Source organism: Aeromonas sp. INTO2, from assembly GCF_049860605.1.
Classification (GTDB): Bacteria; Pseudomonadota; Gammaproteobacteria; order Enterobacterales; family Aeromonadaceae; genus Aeromonas; species Aeromonas caviae.
Genome location: NZ_CP187588.1, coordinates 1774436 through 1793660, shown reverse-complemented (window position 1 = coordinate 1793660; position 19225 = coordinate 1774436). Strand labels below are relative to the sequence as shown.

The 19225-nt window shown below is 64.2% G+C and carries 19 protein-coding genes and 1 pseudogene; 8 read left to right on the top strand and 12 right to left on the bottom strand.

The window, feature by feature from the left end; genetic code table 11:
* The first annotated feature begins 48 nt into the window (after positions 1-48).
* Entirely contained in the window at positions 49-369 is a 321-nt protein-coding gene (gene yfaE, locus ACPW74_RS08455) for a class I ribonucleotide reductase maintenance protein YfaE (RefSeq protein ID WP_164882167.1), read from the top strand.
* Between the two features lie 133 nt (positions 370-502).
* Here yfaE and mltA read toward each other — a convergent pair whose 3' ends face one another.
* A complete protein-coding gene (mltA, locus tag ACPW74_RS08450) occupies positions 503-1654 on the bottom strand; it encodes a murein transglycosylase A (RefSeq protein ID WP_128271353.1) in 1152 nt (383 codons plus the stop codon).
* A gap of 150 nt (positions 1655-1804) precedes the next feature.
* Here mltA and ACPW74_RS08445 point away from each other — a divergent pair, with 150 nt between their 5' ends.
* Positions 1805-2056 (top strand): DUF1289 domain-containing protein, encoded by a 252-nt coding sequence (locus ACPW74_RS08445; protein ID WP_039040754.1) that lies wholly within the window; start codon positions 1805-1807, stop codon positions 2054-2056.
* A gap of 82 nt (positions 2057-2138) precedes the next feature.
* On the opposite strand, the gene fruA is transcribed toward ACPW74_RS08445, so the two are convergent.
* Genes fruA through fruB form a run of 3 tightly spaced genes read right to left on the bottom strand, consistent with a single transcriptional unit; the run spans position 2139 to position 5961 of the window.
* The gene (gene fruA / locus ACPW74_RS08440; protein WP_202007520.1) at positions 2139-3875 is read right to left on the bottom strand and encodes a PTS fructose transporter subunit IIBC; all 1737 of its coding nucleotides are present in this window, start codon (positions 3873-3875) and stop codon (positions 2139-2141) included.
* Complete coding sequence (gene pfkB / locus ACPW74_RS08435) at positions 3872-4861, bottom strand: 1-phosphofructokinase (protein WP_202007518.1); 990 nt, start codon at positions 4859-4861, stop codon at positions 3872-3874. Before pfkB ends, fruA begins: the two co-directional genes overlap by 4 nt.
* Complete coding sequence (gene fruB, locus ACPW74_RS08430; RefSeq protein ID WP_202007516.1) at positions 4861-5961, bottom strand: fused PTS fructose transporter subunit IIA/HPr protein; 1101 nt, start codon at positions 5959-5961, stop codon at positions 4861-4863. The genes pfkB and fruB overlap by 1 nt, the downstream gene beginning before the upstream one ends.
* Positions 5962-6268: 307 nt before the next feature.
* On the opposite strand from fruB, the gene cra reads away from it, so the two are divergent.
* The 4 genes from cra (at position 6269) to ACPW74_RS08410 (ending at position 10420) form a co-directional block, all read left to right on the top strand.
* Positions 6269-7255, top strand: coding sequence for a catabolite repressor/activator (cra, locus tag ACPW74_RS08425; protein WP_041211459.1), 987 nt, complete (start codon positions 6269-6271; stop codon positions 7253-7255).
* Positions 7256-7889: 634 nt separating this feature from the next.
* On the top strand, positions 7890-9083 hold the full coding sequence (locus tag ACPW74_RS08420; protein ID WP_041211460.1) for an aromatic amino acid transport family protein: 1194 nt from the start codon (positions 7890-7892) through the stop codon (positions 9081-9083).
* 243 nt (positions 9084-9326) lie between these two features.
* On the top strand, positions 9327-9731 hold the full coding sequence (locus tag ACPW74_RS08415) for an antitoxin Xre-like helix-turn-helix domain-containing protein (RefSeq protein WP_041211580.1): 405 nt from the start codon (positions 9327-9329) through the stop codon (positions 9729-9731).
* Positions 9731-10420 carry an RES family NAD+ phosphorylase gene (locus ACPW74_RS08410; RefSeq protein WP_103260196.1) on the top strand — a complete coding sequence of 230 codons (690 nt, stop codon included), beginning with the start codon at positions 9731-9733 and terminating at the stop codon, positions 10418-10420. Before ACPW74_RS08415 ends, ACPW74_RS08410 begins: the two co-directional genes overlap by 1 nt.
* Before the next feature lie 86 nt (positions 10421-10506).
* Here the strand turns inward: ACPW74_RS08410 and ACPW74_RS08405 are convergent, their stop codons facing one another.
* A complete protein-coding gene (locus tag ACPW74_RS08405; RefSeq protein WP_041211462.1) occupies positions 10507-11913 on the bottom strand; it encodes a DEAD/DEAH box helicase in 1407 nt (468 codons plus the stop codon).
* Between the two features lie 305 nt (positions 11914-12218).
* Between ACPW74_RS08405 and ACPW74_RS08400 the strand changes: the two genes are divergently transcribed.
* Positions 12219-13037 (top strand): substrate-binding periplasmic protein, encoded by an 819-nt coding sequence (locus ACPW74_RS08400; protein WP_041211463.1) that lies wholly within the window; start codon positions 12219-12221, stop codon positions 13035-13037.
* A gap of 87 nt (positions 13038-13124) precedes the next feature.
* On the opposite strand, the gene aroC is transcribed toward ACPW74_RS08400, so the two are convergent.
* Positions 13125-14213 (bottom strand): chorismate synthase, encoded by a 1089-nt coding sequence (gene aroC / locus ACPW74_RS08395; protein ID WP_041211464.1) that lies wholly within the window; start codon positions 14211-14213, stop codon positions 13125-13127.
* 16 nt (positions 14214-14229) lie between these two features.
* Positions 14230-15165: a 50S ribosomal protein L3 N(5)-glutamine methyltransferase gene (gene prmB / locus ACPW74_RS08390; RefSeq protein WP_041211581.1), complete on the bottom strand. Its 936-nt coding sequence runs from the start codon at positions 15163-15165 to the stop codon at positions 14230-14232.
* A 65-nt stretch (positions 15166-15230) separates the two neighbouring features.
* Between prmB and smrB the strand changes: the two genes are divergently transcribed.
* Positions 15231-15755: an endonuclease SmrB gene (gene smrB, locus ACPW74_RS08385; protein ID WP_041211465.1), complete on the top strand. Its 525-nt coding sequence runs from the start codon at positions 15231-15233 to the stop codon at positions 15753-15755.
* A gap of 90 nt (positions 15756-15845) precedes the next feature.
* Here smrB and ACPW74_RS08380 read toward each other — a convergent pair whose 3' ends face one another.
* The 5 genes and pseudogenes from ACPW74_RS08380 to ACPW74_RS08360 form a co-directional block, all read right to left on the bottom strand.
* Positions 15846-16256 (bottom strand): SRPBCC domain-containing protein, encoded by a 411-nt coding sequence (locus tag ACPW74_RS08380; protein ID WP_041211466.1) that lies wholly within the window; start codon positions 16254-16256, stop codon positions 15846-15848.
* 46 nt (positions 16257-16302) lie between these two features.
* Positions 16303-16530, bottom strand: a complete 228-nt coding sequence (locus ACPW74_RS08375) for a DUF4287 domain-containing protein (RefSeq protein ID WP_041211467.1) — start codon at positions 16528-16530, stop codon at positions 16303-16305.
* A gap of 29 nt (positions 16531-16559) precedes the next feature.
* Positions 16560-16958 carry a GFA family protein gene (locus ACPW74_RS08370; protein WP_041211468.1) on the bottom strand — a complete coding sequence of 133 codons (399 nt, stop codon included), beginning with the start codon at positions 16956-16958 and terminating at the stop codon, positions 16560-16562.
* Between the two features lie 207 nt (positions 16959-17165).
* Entirely contained in the window at positions 17166-17531 is a 366-nt protein-coding gene (locus ACPW74_RS08365) for a VOC family protein (protein ID WP_041211469.1), read from the bottom strand.
* Positions 17532-17653: 122 nt separating this feature from the next.
* Positions 17654-19099: pseudogene (locus tag ACPW74_RS08360) on the bottom strand (chitinase).
* Positions 19100-19225: the final 126 nt, after the last annotated feature.

The window sequence follows — 19225 nt, the reverse complement described above, 5'->3', positions numbered from 1 at the left end:
TGCAAGGCGACCTCTGCTGGCAGACCATGATGCGGGAGAGCGACGTCCGTGAGTGACGCCACCGCCACCCTGAACGCGCCCTTGCATACCGCCACCACGGCGCCGGAGGGACAAGCCCCCCAGGTACAGACCCTGGACGGTGTGCTGCACCCCTATCCCGGCGAAAGCGTGCTGGAGACCCTGGAGCGCCACGGCCATCACGTGGAGTTCCAGTGCCGCAGCGGCTATTGCGGCGCCTGCCGCACCCCGCTGCTGGCGGGCAAGGTGCACTACGCCGCCGTCCCGCTCGCCTTTGTCTCCCAGGGGGAGTGCCTCCCCTGCTGCTGCCAGCCGGTGGGCGCCATCAAGCTCGATATCCGAAAGGGCTGACGGCCCTTATCGCCAGATCTGCCCCGCAAACAAAAAGCCGCCGGATTGCTCCGGCGGCTTTTTTCATGGGAATCTCCCATCTCTTGAGGGAAATGAGGGGCCATGGCCCCTCTTACATTACAACCCGGGGGCGTTACAACCAGGGGGCGGCAGTCGGCCCGTGGTGCAGACCCAGCTTCCAGACCCGGCCAAAGTGCTTGTAGTGACCGGCCGCGACACCGGCTTTCTCCCCCATGCCGTGGTAGAGATCGAGGTGCCCCTTCTTCACCGCGCCCCCCACATCCAGCGCAATCAGCAGCCGCAGCTGGTGCTTGCCGGTCCAGTTGCCCTCTTTGTCCAGCAGCGGCACTTCCGCGAGGATGGGGGTACCCATGGGCAGCAGGGTCTTGTCGGCAGCCACCGCCGCCATCGGCAAGAGCGGAATGCCGGCAGCCCCCACCACGTCATTGGTGGGACGGCGCTCGAAGAAGACATAGGAGGGGTTCTGCTCCACCAGCTCCTTCACGCTCTCTTCCGGCTGACGATTGGCCCACTCCTTGATGGCCTTCATGGACATCTGCTCCTTGGGCACTTCGCCACGGTCGATGAGCACCCGGCCAATGCTGACATAGCCGTGGCCGTTCTTGCCACTGTAACCAAGGTACTGCAACCGGTCGTCATCGCCGTAGTGAACGAAGCCGGAACCCTGCACGTCCATCAGGAAGTTGTCGATGAGGGATTTGCTGTAGCCCAGCTCCAGCCCCCGGTTGGCCAGCGCCCCCCGGTGGATCTCGGCCCGGCTCGGGCAGCGACCGCCGCAGTTGGGCATGGCATAGATGGGATACTTGTACTGGGCGTCCGGGCGATGGCGCACCTCCAGCACCGGCGAGTAGTAACCGGTGAAGAGCACGTTGCCCATGCGGTCGGCACCGCCAAGCTGCGCCAGGCTGATGCCGTACTGGGTGATATGGGCGGGATTGCCCCCATTGGCGACCCAGCGTGAGAGCTGACGATAGAGCTCCCCATAGCGGCTCGCCATGCGGCCGGAGCGTTCCATCACCATCCGGCTCTGGGGACCGAACTTGCTGTAATCGGCGCGGGCGCGGCTGTTGACCCGCTCTACCCGCACCAGATCCCCCGGCAGGGCGCCATCCAGATACTGCTTGCCCAGATTCTCAGGGATCTCGCAGTTCAGAAAACATCCGGATTCCGCCTTCTTCTGGGGCACCTTGACCGGTTCAGGGTTGCCCGCACAACCGGCCAGCCCCACCACGGCGGCGGCCAACCAGTACGCATGTCTATTCATATGTCCTCATATAACACCGAGTGTCTTGCACGGCGGGGAAGATGCCAAAATTGCCCGGGGAAAGCAAACGCCTTCACGCCCCTGACGACGGATTTCTCCTGCCGTGATCTTCTGGGTTATAACAAGGTGACAAGGTGTGAGAGGTCATGGATGGAACAGCTCGAAATCTTCCCGCTCCAGAGCCCCTGTGTCGGGGTCTGCGAACTGAACAACAAGGGGTATTGCAAGGGATGCCTGCGAAGTCGCGAGGAGCGTTTCAACTGGCTTGCCATGACCCCTGCCCAGCAGCAGGAGGTGATGCGCCTGTGCCGCAGCCGCAAGGCCAGGGTCGAGGCCGCCCGCCGCAAGGCGCAGGCTGCAGAGGCGGCCGATCCGCCGCCCCCGCCGGGCTGGGATTTTTAAATCCCACGTTGCCCCTCCCCTCAACAAGAAAGGCGGCCCCAGGGCCGCCTTGTCATGAAGAGTGTGTCACGCCGTGACGCCCTCAGGCGGTCGCCAGCTTGGCCTGCTCCTCGCCACGCTTGAGCATGGCGTAGGCCACCCCGGTCACCAGAGAACCGGCGGCGATCGCCAGGATGTACATCATCACATGGCTGATGGCGTTCGGGATGAAGAGCACGAACAGACCACCGTGGGGTGCCACCAGCTCGCAGCCGAACAGCATGGAGAGCGCACCGGTCAGGGCGCCGCCCGCCATGCAGGCCGGAATGACGCGCATGGGATCCTTGGCGGCAAACGGGATGGCCCCCTCGGAGATGAAGCACAGACCCAGCACGAAGGAGGCCTTGCCCGCTTCCTGCTCCGCCTTGATGAACTTTCTGCTGGCCAGGAAGGTCGCGATCCCCATCCCCAGTGCAGGCACCATGCCGGCGGCCATGACCGCTGCCATGGGGGCATAGGTCTTGGAGGCGAGCAGGCCGACACCGAAGGCATAAGCCGCCTTGTTGACCGGGCCACCCATGTCGAAGCACATCATGGCGCCGATGATGACACCCAGCAGCACGGCGTTGGCAGAGCCCATGTTGTTGAGGAACTCGGTCATGGCGTTCATGATGCCCGCCACCGGGCCACCCACCACGTAGATCATCACCAGACCGGTGAACAGGCTGGCAAAGAGCGGAATGATGAGGATGGGCTTGAGGGCTTCCAGGGTGACCGGCAGGCGCACCTTGTCGCTCAGGAACTTGGCGCTGTAACCGGCGAGGAAGCCACCGACGATGCCGCCAAGGAAACCGGCGCCGAGCGAGCTTGCCAGCATACCGGCGATCATGCCGGGCGCCAGACCCGGACGGTCGGCGATGGAGTAGGCGATGTAGCCTGCCAGCACCGGGATCATCAGGGCGAAGGCGGAGCCGCCACCGATCTTCATCAGGGCCGCGGCCAGCGTCCCCTCTTCCTTGAACGCTTCAATGCCGAAGATGAAGGAGAGCGCGATGATAAGGCCCCCCGCCACCACCATGGGCAGCATGAAGGAGACACCGGTCAGCAGGTGCTTGTAGGGGCCCGCCTTTTCCTCTTTCTTGACCGCAGCCGCGCCGCTGTGGCGATAGACCTTCGCCTCGGTCCAGGCCTTGTCGAGCTCGGCCCGGGTTTTCTTGAGCGCCGCCCCCGTGCTGGTGCGATAGACCGGCTTGCCGTCAAAGCGCGCCATGTCCACCTCGATGTCAGTGGCGAGGAACACCAGATCGGCGGCGGCAATCTCGTCCGCCGTCAAGGCATTCTGGGCACCGACCGAGCCCTGGGTTTCGACGCGGATCTGGTGACCCAGCTGCTTGGCCATGGTCTCCAGGGCCTCGGCCGACATGAAGGTGTGGGCCACCCCGGTCGGGCAGGCGGTGACGGCGACTATGCGCTTGGCACCGGTGGCCGCCTTGGGAGCGGCAGTGGCAACGACGGGCGCGGCCTGGTGGCGATAGAGGCTGGCACCGCTCGCGGCGGCTTCCAGCAGGGCGGCCGGATCCTGGAGCGCCAGATCCATGTCGCCCCGATAGAGCGACTTGCCGTCATAGGCGGCCAGATCCACCGGTGCGCTGGCAACGACCAGCACCAGGTCGGCGGCGGCAATCTGCTCTTTCGAGGGAACCTGACGGGGCTGCACGTTGGAGTCGACGTCGAGAGTGAGCTCCCAGCCAGCCAGTTTGGCCTGCTGTTCTATCCGTTTTGCAGCGAGAAAGCTGGTGGCAATGCCCGCCGGGCAAGCCGTAACCAGAATTGCTTTCATTGGGCATCTCCTGAGTTAGCCATCAAATGGGGTTGGGGTTGAGTCGGTGCCAGATCATCCAGACGCTGTACGCGCACCTGCTCGAGTAAGGGGTTGAGCACATTGATATCGTTGAAGCCGACCGCGACCTGGCTCACCGCCAGTGCCGAGACGGCGGTGGCCAGACGCAGGGTCTGCTCCGGCGTCCAGTCCAGGCTCATGCCATGGACCAGGCCCGCCACCAGGGAGTCGCCGGCACCCACGGTGCTGACCACCTCCATGCGCGGCGGAATCGCTTGCCAGGTGGCATCCGGTGCAAACCAGATGAGGCCGTCGGCACCATTGGAGATCACCACGTTGGGGATCCCGCTTGCCTGCAGCGCGCGGGCGCACTCGGCCTGCTCGCTCAGGGTCTTCACGGGGCGACCCGCCCACTGGCTCAGCTCTTCCAGGTTGGGTTTGACCAGGGTCGGCGCCGCCTTGATCCCTTCGCTCAACGCCGCGCCGCTGCAATCGAAGATCACCTGCTTGCCCTTGGCCTTGAGCAGACGGATCAGATGGCCGCAGTAATCGGGGGCCACCCCTTTGGGCAGGCTGCCCGCCAGCACGAACCAGTCAGTGTGGGGAGCCAGTCGCTCCAGCGCCGCCTCCAGGGCGCTGATATCACCTTCCTGCACGGCGAGTCCCGGCAGATTGAGATCGGTCACCCGGCCGGATTGTTCGGAGATCTTGACGTTGATCCGGGTGTCGCCCGCCACGCGCACGAAGTGATCGGCAAGGGCACGTTCCTCGAACAGGGAGACGAAGCTCTGCTGGTTGCCCTCACCGAGCCAGCCGGTCAGGCCTACGTCACGGCCGAGATCTTTCAAGACCATGGCGACGTTGATCCCCTTGCCCGCGGCGCGCAAGTTGGCCTCGCTCACCAGATTGACCTCGCCAGGGTGCATGGCCTCCAGACGGGTGGTGAGATCGAGCGCGGGGTTGAGGGTGATGGTGACGATGTCCATCAGTGCGCCCCCTCGCCAAGACCCGCGGCAATGGCTTCGCCAATGCCCTTGAGGGCTGCTTCGGCATCCGCTCCTTCGGCGCGAAACGCCAGACGATGACCGCACTTGACCCCAAGCCCGATCACCTTCATCAGGCTCTTGGCAGAGACGGCTTCACCGCTGCCATCGAGGTTGGCGACGCGGATGTCGGATTCATACTCCTTGGCCACCTTGACCAGCATGGCGCCCGGACGTGCGTGCAGACCGTGAGGGTTGATGATGGTGAAGGTCTCGGACAGCCCGCTCGCCGGACCCGCCTGCAACATGGCAAGACCATCGCTGCCAGAGAGGGTGGCCAGCTGGCCGGCTGCGGCCAGCTTGGCCAGATTCTCGAGTTGCGGCAAATGGCCGCTATCTGCGGCACACAGCAGCAGCAGGGCGTTGACCGGCAATTCACCGACGTTCAGCGGGGTGCTCGGGGTGGCCAGCACCCAACCGGTCTGGGCCGCTTGCGCACGGGCCAGCCAGATGCCCTCCCCCAGGTGAACAGACTGACTGGCCAGGAGGGCGCTCACCATGGCGGCGTCTCCCCAGCCTGCGGATTTGGCGCGGGCCGCAGCCCCCAGCAGCAACTGGTCCTGGTCGTCGGCCGGGAAGTCCGCCAGGGTCAGGTATTGCACCTCTTTGGCGCCAGTCGCGCCAGTCAGGATATTGATGATGGTCTCTTCGTCGGTCGCCCCCTTGAGCTGGGCTGCGGCCTGCTCGTCACCCAGCACGTGGGTGAGCTGGCGCAAGATCCCCAGGTGCTCGTCGGACTTGGCGGCGATGCCGATGGCGACGTAGGCAATCTGCCCCTCGTCCCACTCGATGCCGTGGGGGAACTGGGCCACCATGACACCGGTGCTCTTCACCAGATGACGGGTGTCCGTGGTGCCGTGGGGAATGGCGATACCGCTGCCAAGATAGGTGGCGTGCTGCGCTTCCCGCGCCAGCATGCCGTCCACGTAACCTGCTTCAACCAGACCGGCGTCGGTCAGTTTGCTTGCCAGCAGGGCGATGGCGTCCGCCTTGGTCGTCACCGATTGTCCCAGCAGGATTTGCTGTCGCGCCAACTTCAACATAGAGATTCTCCATCAGGTCCGGCTTCACCTCGCGGCGTACCGGCTCAACTCAACTCGATTTTTGGGTAACTTGCCTGCTGACAATAGACGGTGATCTTTCGCTTTGGTGAGCCGGAACCCATTTCCAAGTGCAGATAATCATCCGTTACTGACAAGCTGAATCGTTTCACTTACACTCAGACTGAATCGTTTCAGCGCATTGTTCAAGATCCCGCAGAAAGTACGTTTCAATGATATGATCCCGCGCACACTTTTCGGCGCCCCAACCAGGAACCGGCGCGGGCCTTGCAACTCAAACAGAGCCAACATGATGAAACTGGATGAAATCGCCGCGCTGGCCGGTGTCTCTCGCACCACCGCCAGCTATGTGATCAATGGCAAGGCCGATCAATACCGCATCAGCCAGGCCACCCGCGACAAGGTGATGGCCGTGGTCCATGCCCACAACTATCAGCCGGACAGCCGCGCCGCTTCCCTGCGCGGCGGCCAGACCCGCACCCTCGGCTTCATCCTGCCCGACCTCGAAAACGCCAGTTACGCCAAGCTCGCCAAGCGCCTGGAGCAAGGGGCTCGCACCCAGGGATATCAGTTGCTCATCGTCTGCTCGGAGGACGATCCGGACACCGAAAAGGAGCTGGCCCGGATGCTGGTGAGCCGCCATGTGGACGCGCTCCTGGTGGCAAGCTGCCTCCCCCCGGCGGATCCCTTCTACCTGGAGCAGCAGTCCCGGGGCGTGCAGATCCTCGCCATCGACCGTGCCATGGCCACCGAGCACTTCGTCACCGTGGCGAGTGAAAACCAGAAGGCGAGCCTGGACCTCACCGCCTCCCTGCTCACCCCGGCCATCGAACATATCGCCTTGATCACCGCGCTGCCGGAACTGACGATCAGCCAGGAGCGAAAAGCGGGCTTCGAGCAGGCCATTGCCAGCCACAGTGCGACCCGTCACCTGTGTGAAGGGGCCCACTTCTCGCGTACCGAAGGGTATCGCCTGATCAAGACGCTCCATCAGCAGCTCGGCCAACTGCCCGAGGCGCTGATCACCACCTCCTACATCCTGATGGAGGGGGTGCTCGACTACCTGCTGGAGCAGGAGGCCGACATGAGCCAGCTCGCCATGGCCACCTTCGGGGATGACCGCCTGCTCGATTTCCTCCCCTTTGGCATCAACTCCCTGCCCCAGCAGCACGACGCCCTGGCAAGCCAGGCCCTGACGCTGGCCCTCAAGGCGGTCAATGGCGACTACCAGAGCGGCTTGCACTATGTGAGCCGCACCCTCAAACGCCGCCGCTGACCCGACCACGACGCACCACCCCGGGGGCGGCCCGCCGTGCCAGCCCCTGAGCCTCCTCCCCCACACCTGCTTGTGTTCTCCCCTGTTGTCTCAGCTTTTGCCCTGCGCCTTCTGGCTTTGAGGTGATCTGCCGGGCGGCAACCCCGCCGGCAGGGTTGGCCACCCCGCGCCAGGACCCGTTTATCGGCGCCTCGGCTCGATATAAGTGAAAATGATGGCTTTTTGGAGTATGACCCGATGTTTGCTTATATCGGGCCAGTCGCACCACCAGGGCCCCGTGTTACCCTCTGCAAGCCCTGTTGCCGCCAACGCGGGCGCTCTCGATGTCGACCCGCAACGCAGCCTGACGGGCGGCCTCCCCTTGAGGGGCGCATTTTTTCGGCGCATGGCGCAATGTGTCACTTTTTATTGCCACCCTTCGGCTTACCACAGCACAAAATCCGCTTTTAAGGGGTTGTTTCCGCCATTTCAATCCGCTAACTTGGCAACCAATTTTTACAACTGACAGGTTTCAGGTACAGATGTATCCACACCGATATTGCTAGCCTCCGGCTTTTCCCCGGAGGCGTCTCCCGACACAGCCAACTGGCTCTCTCTTGTTTGCAACAGCGCCCCTCACTTTCGGATGGATAACATGAATACCAAGACCCTGGGTTGTACCCTGTTGATTGCCGGCACCACCATAGGCGCCGGCATGCTGGCCCTGCCGCTGGCCTCCTCGTCCCTGGGCGGCCCCGCCACCCTGATGCTGATGATCGGCCTCTGGGCCCTGATGGCCTTCACCGCCATGCTGCAGGTGGAAGCCAGCCTCAGCACCGGCAAGTGGTACCTGCACCAGCTGGCGGATCACCTGCTCGGCCCCTGGGGCAAGGGCATCGCCTCCTTCTGCATCCTGATGTTGTTCTACGCCCTGGCCTCCGCCTACATCAGCGGCGGCAGCAGCCTGCTGGCCCAGGCATTGGCCGATGCCGGCCTTCCCCTCGGCCAGGAGCAGGCGGCCTGGGTCTTTACCCTGCTGTTTGGCGGCATGGTGTGCGTCGGCACCAGGCAGGTGGATTACCTCAACCGCCTGATGTTCACCGTGAAGCTGGTGATCATGGTGGCGGTGCTGGCGCTGCTGCTACCCCGCGCCCAGGGGCAGCACCTGCTCTCCATGCCCCTCGGGGAAGGATTGCTGCTGGCGGGCCTACCGGTCATCTTCACCTCCTTCGGCTTCCACGGCTCCATCCCGAGCGTCATGCTCTACCTCGGGGACAACCCCAGGCAGTTGCGCCGGGTCTTCGTGTGGGGCTCCGCCTTGCCACTCGTGCTCTACGTGCTGTGGCAGGTCGCCATCCTGGGGCTGCTGGGCCAGCAATCCCTGATCCAGACCGGCGGCGCCCTGGACAGCCTGCTGGCCAACGTCGGCGGCCTGGTGAGCTGGCCCGCCTTCAACCAGGCGATGCATCTGTTTGCGGATCTTGCGCTCGCCACCTCCTTCCTCGGGGTGACCCTGGGACTGTTCGACTTCATGGCCAAGGTGACCCGTCGCAAGGACAACTGGCAGGGCCGCACCCAGACCGGCCTCATCACCTTCGTGCCGCCCCTGCTGTTCGCCCTCTACTTTCCGCAAGGCTTCATCATGGCGCTGGGTTACGCCGCCATTGCGCTGGCGGTGCTGGCGGTGCTGCTGCCGGTGGCCCTGGTGTGGCAGAGCCGCAAGCAGGCCGAGGCAGACCACTACCGCGTCCCGGGTGGCGTGCTGGCCCTGGGTCTGGCCGGTGCCATGGGGGTACTGATCGTCGGGGTGCAGGTCAGCGTCAGCATGGGGCTGCTGCCCGCCCTCTGATCTCCCCGACCCGACAAGCAGAAACGCCGCAAAGAGACACGCCCCGCCAACCCAGTTGGCGGGGCGTTTCATTGGCACGGGCTCACTTGGCCGACCCACGCCCCTCCTCGCGAAATCCATCCAATAATGAACATTTGAGTGCAACCATGTATAGATATGTACATGACTGCGCCCCTGCCCTACACTGCTTAGCAGACAACTCATGATCCCGTGCCCGTCTGGCACGCCAACCCGGGAGGCAACATGGTCGCCACCGCATCTCTTCCCCGGCAACAGCCCGCCGTCGATCCCAGCAAGGCCCTGCCCGTGGTGTTTCGCATCCTGGACAAATGGCAGTGCAGCACGGATGAACAGCTCAGGCTGCTTGGCATTACCTCCCGCTCCACCCTGAACAAGTACAAGGAGGCCAGCGGCGGCATTCGGCTGAGCGCCGATCTCCAGGAGCGGATGAGCTATTTGCTCAACATCCACAAGAGCCTGCGGCTACTGTTCAGCCTGGATGAGAGCATCTATGGCTGGGTGCGCAAACCCAACAGCCACCCCTTCTTTGCCGGGCGCAGCGCCATGGAGGTCATGCAGGGTGGGCGGGTGGCCGATCTCTACGAAGTGGCCACCCGGCTGCACGCCTGGCGCGGGGAGATGGCCTGATGTCCTCCCCGCCCTTGCGCGCCTTCCACAATGCATGCGCCTATCGCATCATTCCGAGCCGCTTTCCCCCCATCTGCCTCTATGAAGACGTCGCTACCGCCGACGAGCTGGAGGCGGTCTGGGCCGTCGAGGCCCTGACCAACGACAGGCTGAGGGAAGAAGCGGGCGAGCTGATGCGGGTGCCCAGGGAAGACTGGCTGGTGGGGCTGCCCGGCGGCAGCTATGTGATGGCCGCCTTCACTCACCTCAATCCCGAGGGTGCCCGTTTCACCACGGGGGACTTTGGCGGCTACTATTGTGCCCCCTCCCTCGACACCGGCATCAAGGAGACGGTCTACCACAGGGAGCGGATCTTCGGGTACACCCGGGAGCCAGCCCAGAAGGTGCAGATGCGGGTGATCCAGGCGCAGTTCAGCGCCAGCCTCATCGACATCACGGGCCCGGCGTTTCTGCCAGGCCCCCTCTATCACGCCACCGATTACGGCCCCGCCCAGGCCTTCGCCCGGGAGCAGAAGGTCGCCGGGGCGGACGGCATCCACTACCGCTCGGTGCGCCACCCCGGTCACGACTGTCACGTGCTCTATCGCCCCCGCCTGGTCAGTCGTGTGGACCACGCCCGTCATCTGGAGTACCACTGGAGCGGCGAGGCCATCACCCATGTGCTGGAGATCCGCCTCTACGGTGAATAGCGTCTACCAGGACAAAAAAAGCCCCGCCAGATTGGCGGGGCTTTTTGTATCAACCGAACAGTGGGGGAGCCTGGCTCCCTGACCGCTTACTGGTTGTGGCTGGCGCGGCGCGGACGACGGGCCTGGGCCGGCTTCGCGGCGCCATCAGCCGGACGCTGACCACCCTGAGGCTTGGGCTTGCCGCCGTTGCCAGTGCGATTGCCACCGCCGTTACCACCGCCGCCATTGCCGGAGCGACCGGCCCCCTGACGCTGGCCTTGACCTTGCGGACGCGGCGCACGGCGCTGCTCGCTCGGATCCCGCGGCTCTTTGCGAAGCGGCGCGCCGATGCCACGGGCGATGTTGTCGAGGGTCTCGCGGGAGGCTTCAAAACCGGCTACCTGCTCGCACGGAATGTTCTGCTTGGTCAGCCGCTCGATGGCCTTGATGAGCTTGCCCTCATCAGCGGCCACCAGGGAGATGGCGTGACCAGCAGCGCCGGCACGGCCGGTACGGCCGATACGGTGCACGTAATCTTCCGCTACGTTCGGCAGCTCGAAGTTGACCACCTGGGGCAGTTTGTCGATGTCCAGGCCACGGGCGGCGATGTCGGTCGCCACCAGCACCTTGACGCTGCCATCCTTGAAACCGGCCAGGGCACGGGTACGGGCACCCTGGCTCTTGTTGCCGTGGATGGCGGCGGCGCTGACGCCGTTCTTGTCGAGGGTCTCGGCAACCCGGTTGGCCATGTGCTTGGTACGGGTGAACACCAGCACCTGCTGCCAGTCGTTGCTGGTGACCAGATGGCTCAGCAGGGCAATCTTGTTGGCCTTGTCGCAGGGGTGCACCAGCTGCTCGATGCGCTCGGCGGTGCTGTTGCGCGGGGTCACTTCGATCACCGCCGGGTTGTCCAGCAGACCGGTGGCCAGCTCACGAATTTCGTCGGCGAAGGTGGCGGAGAAGAGCAGGTTCTGACGCTTTTTCGGCAGCAGGGCCAGGATGCGGCGGATGTCGCGGATAAAGCCCATGTCGAGCATGCGGTCCGCTTCGTCCAGTACCAGGATCTCCACTTCGTCGAACTTGACGGCGTTCTGGTTGTAGAGATCCATCAGGCGGCCCGGGCAGGCCACCAGCACGTCCAGACCACGGCGGGTCGCCATCATCTGCGGGTTGATGCTCACGCCGCCAAATACCACGTGGCTGCGGATCGGCAGGTGTTTGCCGTAGTTGCGCACGCTCTCGCCCACCTGGGCGGCCAGCTCGCGGGTCGGGGTCAGCACCAGGGCACGGATGCGATTCGGGGAAACCTTGCGCTTGCTTTCAGTCAGACGCTGCAGCATCGGCAGGGTAAAACCTGCGGTCTTGCCGGTCCCGGTCTGGGCGGCGGCCATCAGATCACGGCCAGCCAGTACCGCCGGGATCGCTTGTTGCTGAATGGGAGACGGGGTGTCGTAGCCTTGCTCGGCAACGGCACGCAACAAGGGTTCGGCCAGACCGAGGGAAGTAAAACTCATAGTTACCTGCTAGGGATAGGGGCGCCAAAGATCGTGGTGGGGCTCCTCTGCTGAGCCGATGCCATCTCACAGGATCCGGGCCTATAGAGAAAACAACGATTTCCCCGGGGAGCAGAGCAAAGGGGAAAGAATAGAGGCGCAGTCTAACGGAGTTGGCGCACTTAGACGAGGAAAATGTGATGCGCCTTCCAGCACGGCTGGAAATAGGGACGAAGGCAGGACAAAATGGCCCGAATCGCCGTATGTATCAATGCCCCTGCGCAGCCTGCCGGGGACGGCGCGATACACGGAACAGGAGGTTTTGATTGAAACGGAAGTTCACCCCCACTGCCCGGCGCATGCTGGGCCTCGTCCTGCCCCTGCTCTTCGCCCAGCCCCTCGCCGCCAGGGAGACCCTGTCGGTGGCCTGGAGCCACTGGCCCCCTTTCAGTCAAATCGCTGCCGACGGCACCCTCGGTGGACTGGACGTGACCCTGACCCGCCAGATCCTGGGCAAGGCAGGCGTGGAGCCCGCCTTTCGCAACCTCCCCTGGGCCCGGGCCCTCTACCTCATGGAGCGCCAGCAGCTGGACGTGGCCATGGGCGCCCTGAAAACCCCCGAGCGGGAGCGGTTCGCCCGCTTCTCCGCCCCCTATCGGCGCGCCAGCTTCGTGCTGCTGAGCCAGCGCCCGCAGGCCGGGGAGCCCGAGGGCTGGCGAGAGATCACGGAGCTGGCAACCCTCTGCCAGGCCAAGGGGCTGCGCCTTGGCAAGCTGCGGGGCACCCGCCCCCTGCCGATGAGCGAGGAGTGCCCCGCCCTCGGGCAGGCGAGCGAATACAACAGCGATGACAGGCTGCTCACCCTCTTGCTGGCGCGCCGCCTCGACGGCGTCATCATGGAGTGGCAGTACGCCCGCTACCGGCTCGGCCAGCTCGGGGCGAGCGATGCCATCCAGTGTCAGGTGCTCTTGCACCAGCAGCCGGTGCGCCTGATGTTTGCCAAAGAGGCCGTGAACGATGAGGCGCTCGCCCGCATCGATTCCGCCATCGCCGCCCTGCCCTCACCGGATCCCGCCTTTGCGCCGCCCCGCTGCCGCCTGGACGCAACCCGGCACCCATTGCTCTCGACGCCATCGGCCCCCTGACGCCGACGCCGGCAAAAAACCATGAAAAAGGCGACCCTGGGGTCGCCTTGTGGTGTCTGGTGATCACTCACCCTGCCCGCAGCGTGATCAGCGCAGCTGCGGGGTCTGGGTGTGCACGCCCTGGTTCTGGGCGCGGTGGCGCAGCAGGTGATCCATCAGCACCAGGGCCAGCATGGCCTCGGCGATGGGCACGGCACGGATGCCGACGCAGGGGTCGTGACGCCCCTTGGTGATCATCTCGGTGGCCTCACCGCTGGTGGTGATGGTCTTGCCCGGCACCGTGATGCTGGAGGTAGGCTTGAGGGCCATGCTCACCACGATCTCCTGACCCGACGAAATGCCCCCCAGGATGCCCCCCGCATGATTGCTGGCAAAGCCGGTCGGAGTCATCTCGTCCCGGTGCTCGGAGCCTTTTTGCTCCACCACCGCGAAGCCGTCACCGATCTCCACCCCTTTCACCGCGTTGATGCCCATCATGGCGTGGGCGATGTCGGCGTCGAGGCGGTCGAACACCGGCTCCCCCAGGCCCACCTGCACGTTGCGCGCCACGACGCACACCTTGGCCCCCACGCTGTTGCCCTCTTTCTTGAGGGCACGCATGTATTCATCCAGCGCCTCCAGCTTGCCCGCATCGGGGAAGAAGAAGGGGTTCTGCTCGATCTGGCTCTCGTCGAACCCTTCCGCCTTGATGGGGCCGAGCTGGGAGAGAAAACCCACGATCTCGATGCCGTGCACCTGTTTCAGGTACTTCTTGGCGATGGCCCCCGCCGCGACCCGCATGGCGGTCTCGCGGGCGGAGGAGCGGCCGCCGCCACGGTAGTCACGCTGGCCGTACTTCTGGTGATAGGTGTAGTCGGCGTGACCCGGACGGAACAGATCCTTGATCTCGGAGTAGTCCTTGGAGCGCTGATCGGTGTTCTCGATGAGCAGCCCGATGGAGGTGCCCGTGGTCTTGCCCTCGAACACCCCGGAGAGGATCTTCACCTCGTCCGCCTCGCGGCGCTGGGTGGTGTAGCGGGACGTGCCGGGCTTGCGCCTGTCCAGATCCCCCTGCAAATCGTCTTCGCTTATCTCCAGCCCCGGCGGGCAGCCGTCGACCACGGCGCCCAGCGCCAGACCGTGGCTCTCGCCGAAGGTGGTGACCCGAAAGAGTTGGCCGAAACTGTTCCCTGCCATGGATGCTCCTTGCTGCTTAGTTCTTGTAAATGGCGAAATGGGCCTGATACTGCTCGAGCTCTGCGCGGGTCATCACAAAGACGCCGTGACCGCCGTTCTCGAACTCGACCCAGGTGAAGGGCACCTCGGGGAACTGGGCTTCCAGATGGATCATGCTGTTGCCCACCTCGACCACCAGCACCCCATCCTCTTTCAGGAAGTCGGCGGCATTGGCCAGCAGACGCTTGGTGAGCTTGAGGCCGTCGGAGCCCGACGCCAGGGCCAGCTCCGGCTCGTGGCGAAACTCCTCCGGCAGATCCGACATGTCCTCGGAGTCCACATAGGGCGGGTTGGAGACGATGAGATCGTACTTGTCACCAGCCGGCAGATCCCGGAACAGATCGGAGCGAATGGGGATGACCTGCTGCTCCAGCCCGTGATCGTTGATGTTGCGCTCGGCCACGTTGAGGGCATCGACGCTGATGTCGATGGCATCCACTTCCGCATGGGGGAATTCGTGGGCCATGATGATGGCGATGCAGCCGGAGCCGGTGCACAAGTCCATAATCCGGGTCGGTTCGTCTTTCAGGAAGGGGGCGAAGCGGTTGGCCACCATCTCGGCGATGGGGGAGCGCGGAATGAGCACCCGCTCGTCCACATAGAACTCCCAGCCCGCATACCAGGCCTTGTTGGTCAGATAGGGCGCCGGAATGCGCTCCTGCACGCGGCGGATGATGAGCTCGGCGATGCGGTGGCGCTCGCTGGTGGTCAGGCGGGAGTGGCGCATGCCCGGATCCACGTCCGGCGGCAGATGTAACGCGGGCAGCACCAGTTGCACGGCCTCATCCCAGGCGTTGTCGGTACCATGTCCGTAGAAGATCCCGGCGTCGTTGAAACGACTCATGGCCCAGCGCAACATGTCCTGGATGGTGTGCATTTCGGCAACCACCTCATCGATAAATATCTTGTCCAAATCCACCTCCAAGTCGAGTAATATCCGGCCCGAGAATTTTATACAGCGAGCAAGACGAGTACCTGATGAAAAAAACGCCCTCACTCACAGACGAGGAAAGCCTGCTGTTTCGTGATGCTGTCAAAGGTACCCGGAAAATTAAGCAAGATACCATAAGGGCCTCCTCAAGCCCGGTCAAGCAGAAACGCGAAGTGCGCGAGAGCCGCGAAAAGCTTGGGGTTGACCACTTTTTCAGCGACGAGTACCAGCCCCATCTCGAGGCGGACGGGCCGACCCGTTACGTGCGCGACGACGTGTCAAAATTCGAGCTGAAAAAGCTCAAGCGCGGCAGCTACCCGCCGGAGATTTATCTGGATCTGCACGGCATGAACCAGCACCAGGCCAAGCAGGAGCTGGCGGCCCTGCTCACCCTGTGCCGAAAAGAGAACATCCACGTCGCCTCGGTGATGCACGGCATCGGCAAGCACATCCTCAAGCAGCGCATCCCGAGCTGGCTGGCCCAGCACCCCGCTGTGCGCGCCTTTCACCAGGCGCCGCGGGAGTGGGGGGGCGAGAGCGCCATCCTGGTGCTGCTGGACATCGAGGAGTGACCCCCTTCCCCGCCCCGCCTTGCCCCGGGCGAACGCCATAAAAAAACCACCGCCAGCTTGCGGTGGTTTTTTTATGGCGCCCCACAGGGGTCAGCTGGCGGCTTCCATATGTCGCTTGAAGTTATCCAGGATGCTCTGCCACCCCGCCCGCTGCTGTTCGCCGCTGTGCAGGGACTCGGCATCGAACCGCTCCTCCACCCGGGTGCCCCCCTGCTCTGCCACGAACCGCACGCTCACCTCGCGGCCATCGTCCATGACGTAGCCGAGCCCCGTCGGCGCTGTGACCTCGGTGAAGGTCCCCTCGAAATCAAACCCCGTGCTGCCATCCCGCGCCGCCATGTGGTGGCAAAAACGCCCACCCACCCGCAGATCCACCCGGCTTTGGGGGCAGTGCCACTGCGGGGAGGCGGCGTTCCATGCCATGATGCTGGCGGGGGTGTTCCAGCCCTGCCACACATCGGCAATCGGCCTGGCAACCCAGACGCTGACGCTTATCTTCATCTCTCTGATCCTCTGGCTTTCCTGCACGTTTTGCACTGTGGCACTGTCATGCCACGCCGGGCGCATCGGACTGCGCCAAAAAGTGGGCCACCAGGGCATTGGCATGGCCGTGGCCCATGGCGTGTTCGTCCTTGAGCCAGGCCACCAGGGCCATGTGTTTGCGCTCCTCCCGCCCTGCCAGCAGGGTCAGCCAGTGGGCGATGGGCTGGCCGTATTTCTGCTCGATGGCAGGAAAGTAGGAGGCAGGCCCCTTCACCTTCGGTTGTTCATCCATGATGGCTTCTCCTCGGGGTGAGTACAGGCTCAGGGTTTGGGGGCGAACTGCTCGAACACCTGCTGTCCGGTCAGGGTCGGGGTGTCGTTCTTGAGGGCATAGAAGTCGGGCTTCTCGTCGATGAAGATCTGCCCGGTGAGCTCGAACCCCTGATCCTGAAACAGGCCGGCGGAGAGGATGTACTCGTCCGTCGGCAACAGATGGTAGAAAAGATGGGTGCCGCAGGTGGGGCAGAATCCGCGCTCCGCCCACTCCGACGAGCGGTAGGCCACCGGGGCCATCCCGGTGAACCGCACGCCCTTGCCCCCGTGCACCGCGAACATGGGCCCCCCTGACCAGCGCCGGCACATGGCGCAGTGACACAGGTTGACCTCCTTGTGATCGCCGCTCGACACGGTGATCCCGCCACACAGACAATGTCCTTCCATGATGCCTCCTGAGAGTTGGGGCGACAGACCGGGCGAACGGGTGCTCGCCTTCTTGCCGCACCAGATGAAGTAGCACGGGATCCGGGGGGCGACAACTGACCATACCGGGGCCTTACCGCGAGGCTGAGGCTCCCGGAGCGGGAAAATCCCCCTCTTTATTCATCGTGTGAATGACTCAACACACCCCATGCACCGGATAAATAATGGTCAGGTTCCCTCCTGCAAGGCGATGCGATTCCCCTCGCAATCCCGACACTCCGCCACCCGGAGGCTCTCCCCGACCCGGGTGACGGGATAGAGACAGGCCCCGCCCGATGCCAGTGCCCGGGCCATGGCCCCCTCGATGTCAGCCACCCGCAGATAGATCCGGGTGCCATCCAGGCTCGGCACATAGCTCTCCCCCTTCGCCAGGGCGCCGGAGCAGCCCGCCGTGCCACTTTCCAGGGGAAAGAGCGCCATCTCGTTGCCATCGATCTGCACCCACTCCAGCACCGTCTCGAAGACCCCCTCATAGAAGCGAATGGCTCTCTCCAGATCCTGTACCGGAATTTCAAAATGAATGGCGATGTTCATGGTCATCCTCCCTCGGTGTGAACCCGCAGGCTATCAGTGCCAAAAGAGGCGCAACAAGCCAGCGCGGCGATCAACAAGGGAGGCGCGCGGCCTCCCCGGGGTGCTTGCGCTTGTACTGACTCTCAGGTCACCGGTGCCCAGGGGTCGCCCTTGCCCGGCTCGTTGCCCTGGGTCCACCACTTGGCCTGATAGATGATCCCCTTGTGGCTCACCTTGTTGCCCGCGGTGTAGACCTTGCCAGCCTCCCAGGCCGGTACCCCGTCCACCAGTGGCGTGCCGGGGTCGACCGGGGCCGGATCCAGCGTGGCCACCACCCGTACCTTGGGCCAGCTGGCGTGGGAGCCGTAGAAGTTGGTCACGCACTTCTCGTAATCCCCCGGCACCAGGGCCGAATAGGCGGTCTGGTACCCCACCAGATCACACTCGAAGGAGTAGCCGCCGGGTCTGTCCGGGTAGTATTTCCAGTTGCCGTCCCAGTTGGTGTAGAGCACGTCGGTGGCGCCGTTGAGGTTGAGGCTGCCATAGGGGATCTGCTGTCAGCAGGTGTTCTTCTCGTCCGCCAGCAGCGGAATCCCGTAGTGGGCCGCAAGCCCCTCCCAGTAGCGGATGCGGTTGACCGGCTGGCCCTTGTTCTTGTTCTGCTCGCCGCACTCGATGCCACCGTTGATGATGTTGATGGTGGTGCCAAAGCCGTAGCCGATGCCCGCCGCCAGCTCACGCTGGGAGGGCACCCAGGTCCGGTCGATGACGTGCAGCATGGCGGGTTTGGGAGCCTGGGGCGTCAGGAAGAACCAGATGGCGGAGGCGAGGTTGAGCCAGGAGTCCGCCACCAGCCCGGGGTTGTTGAGGAGCACGGTGGCGTCGCCGTCGAACATGGCCTCGGAGAAGGCGCCGTAGTTGAAGTGGTAGGAGAGCTGCTTGGCGCCGCGACCGAAATAGCCCTGACCGGTGCTGCAGGGCCAGCGCCGGTTCTGCCAGTCACTCTGGCCACACCCCGTGGTGTAGCCGGTCTGCCCCTCAGACCAACCCATCTCCCGCACGTGCACCAGGGCCTGTTGCCACTCCTCCAGCCCAAGGGGGTTGTCGGAGACATTCTCCTTGGCAATGTGGCCGCTGGTCTCCTGGGCAAAGTGGGCGAAGGCGGTGATGATGGACTTCTTGCAGATGGCGTCCGCATTGCGCCCGTCCGTGTAGTCGCCGCAGAAGGCGGGGAACTTGCCCACCGCCCGCAGGAAGCGCTCGTAGGTGTACTCCGGGGCGGCCATCTGGGTCAGGAACTCCCAGTCCGATTCGGTGAAGACCCGCTCGACCCGCTTGACGTTGTCCGGGTTGCCGGGGGCGCGTGCCACGATGGCCTCCACCACCGAATTGGGCCGGGTGGCCAGGGCGTGGGACCAGATCCCGTACATGGGGTTGGCGGTCTTGGCCTGGGCCGCACTGGCAAGATCCGCCGCCGCCATCACATAGCCGCCGCTGTTCTGGGGATCGGGCTGGATTGTCATGGCGCTCTGGCTGGGCAGTGCCCAGACGAGGGCAACCAAGCAGGCGGTACGCGTGAGCATGAACATGGGTAACCATCCTTGTCTTGAAAATGTCAGGGCGAGCATAGGCATCCTGACAACTAAATTCACGACAAGAATTAAGAATTTGGCGAAATTGTGAGCCATGCCTCCCTGCACTCAGATGGCGCTCGT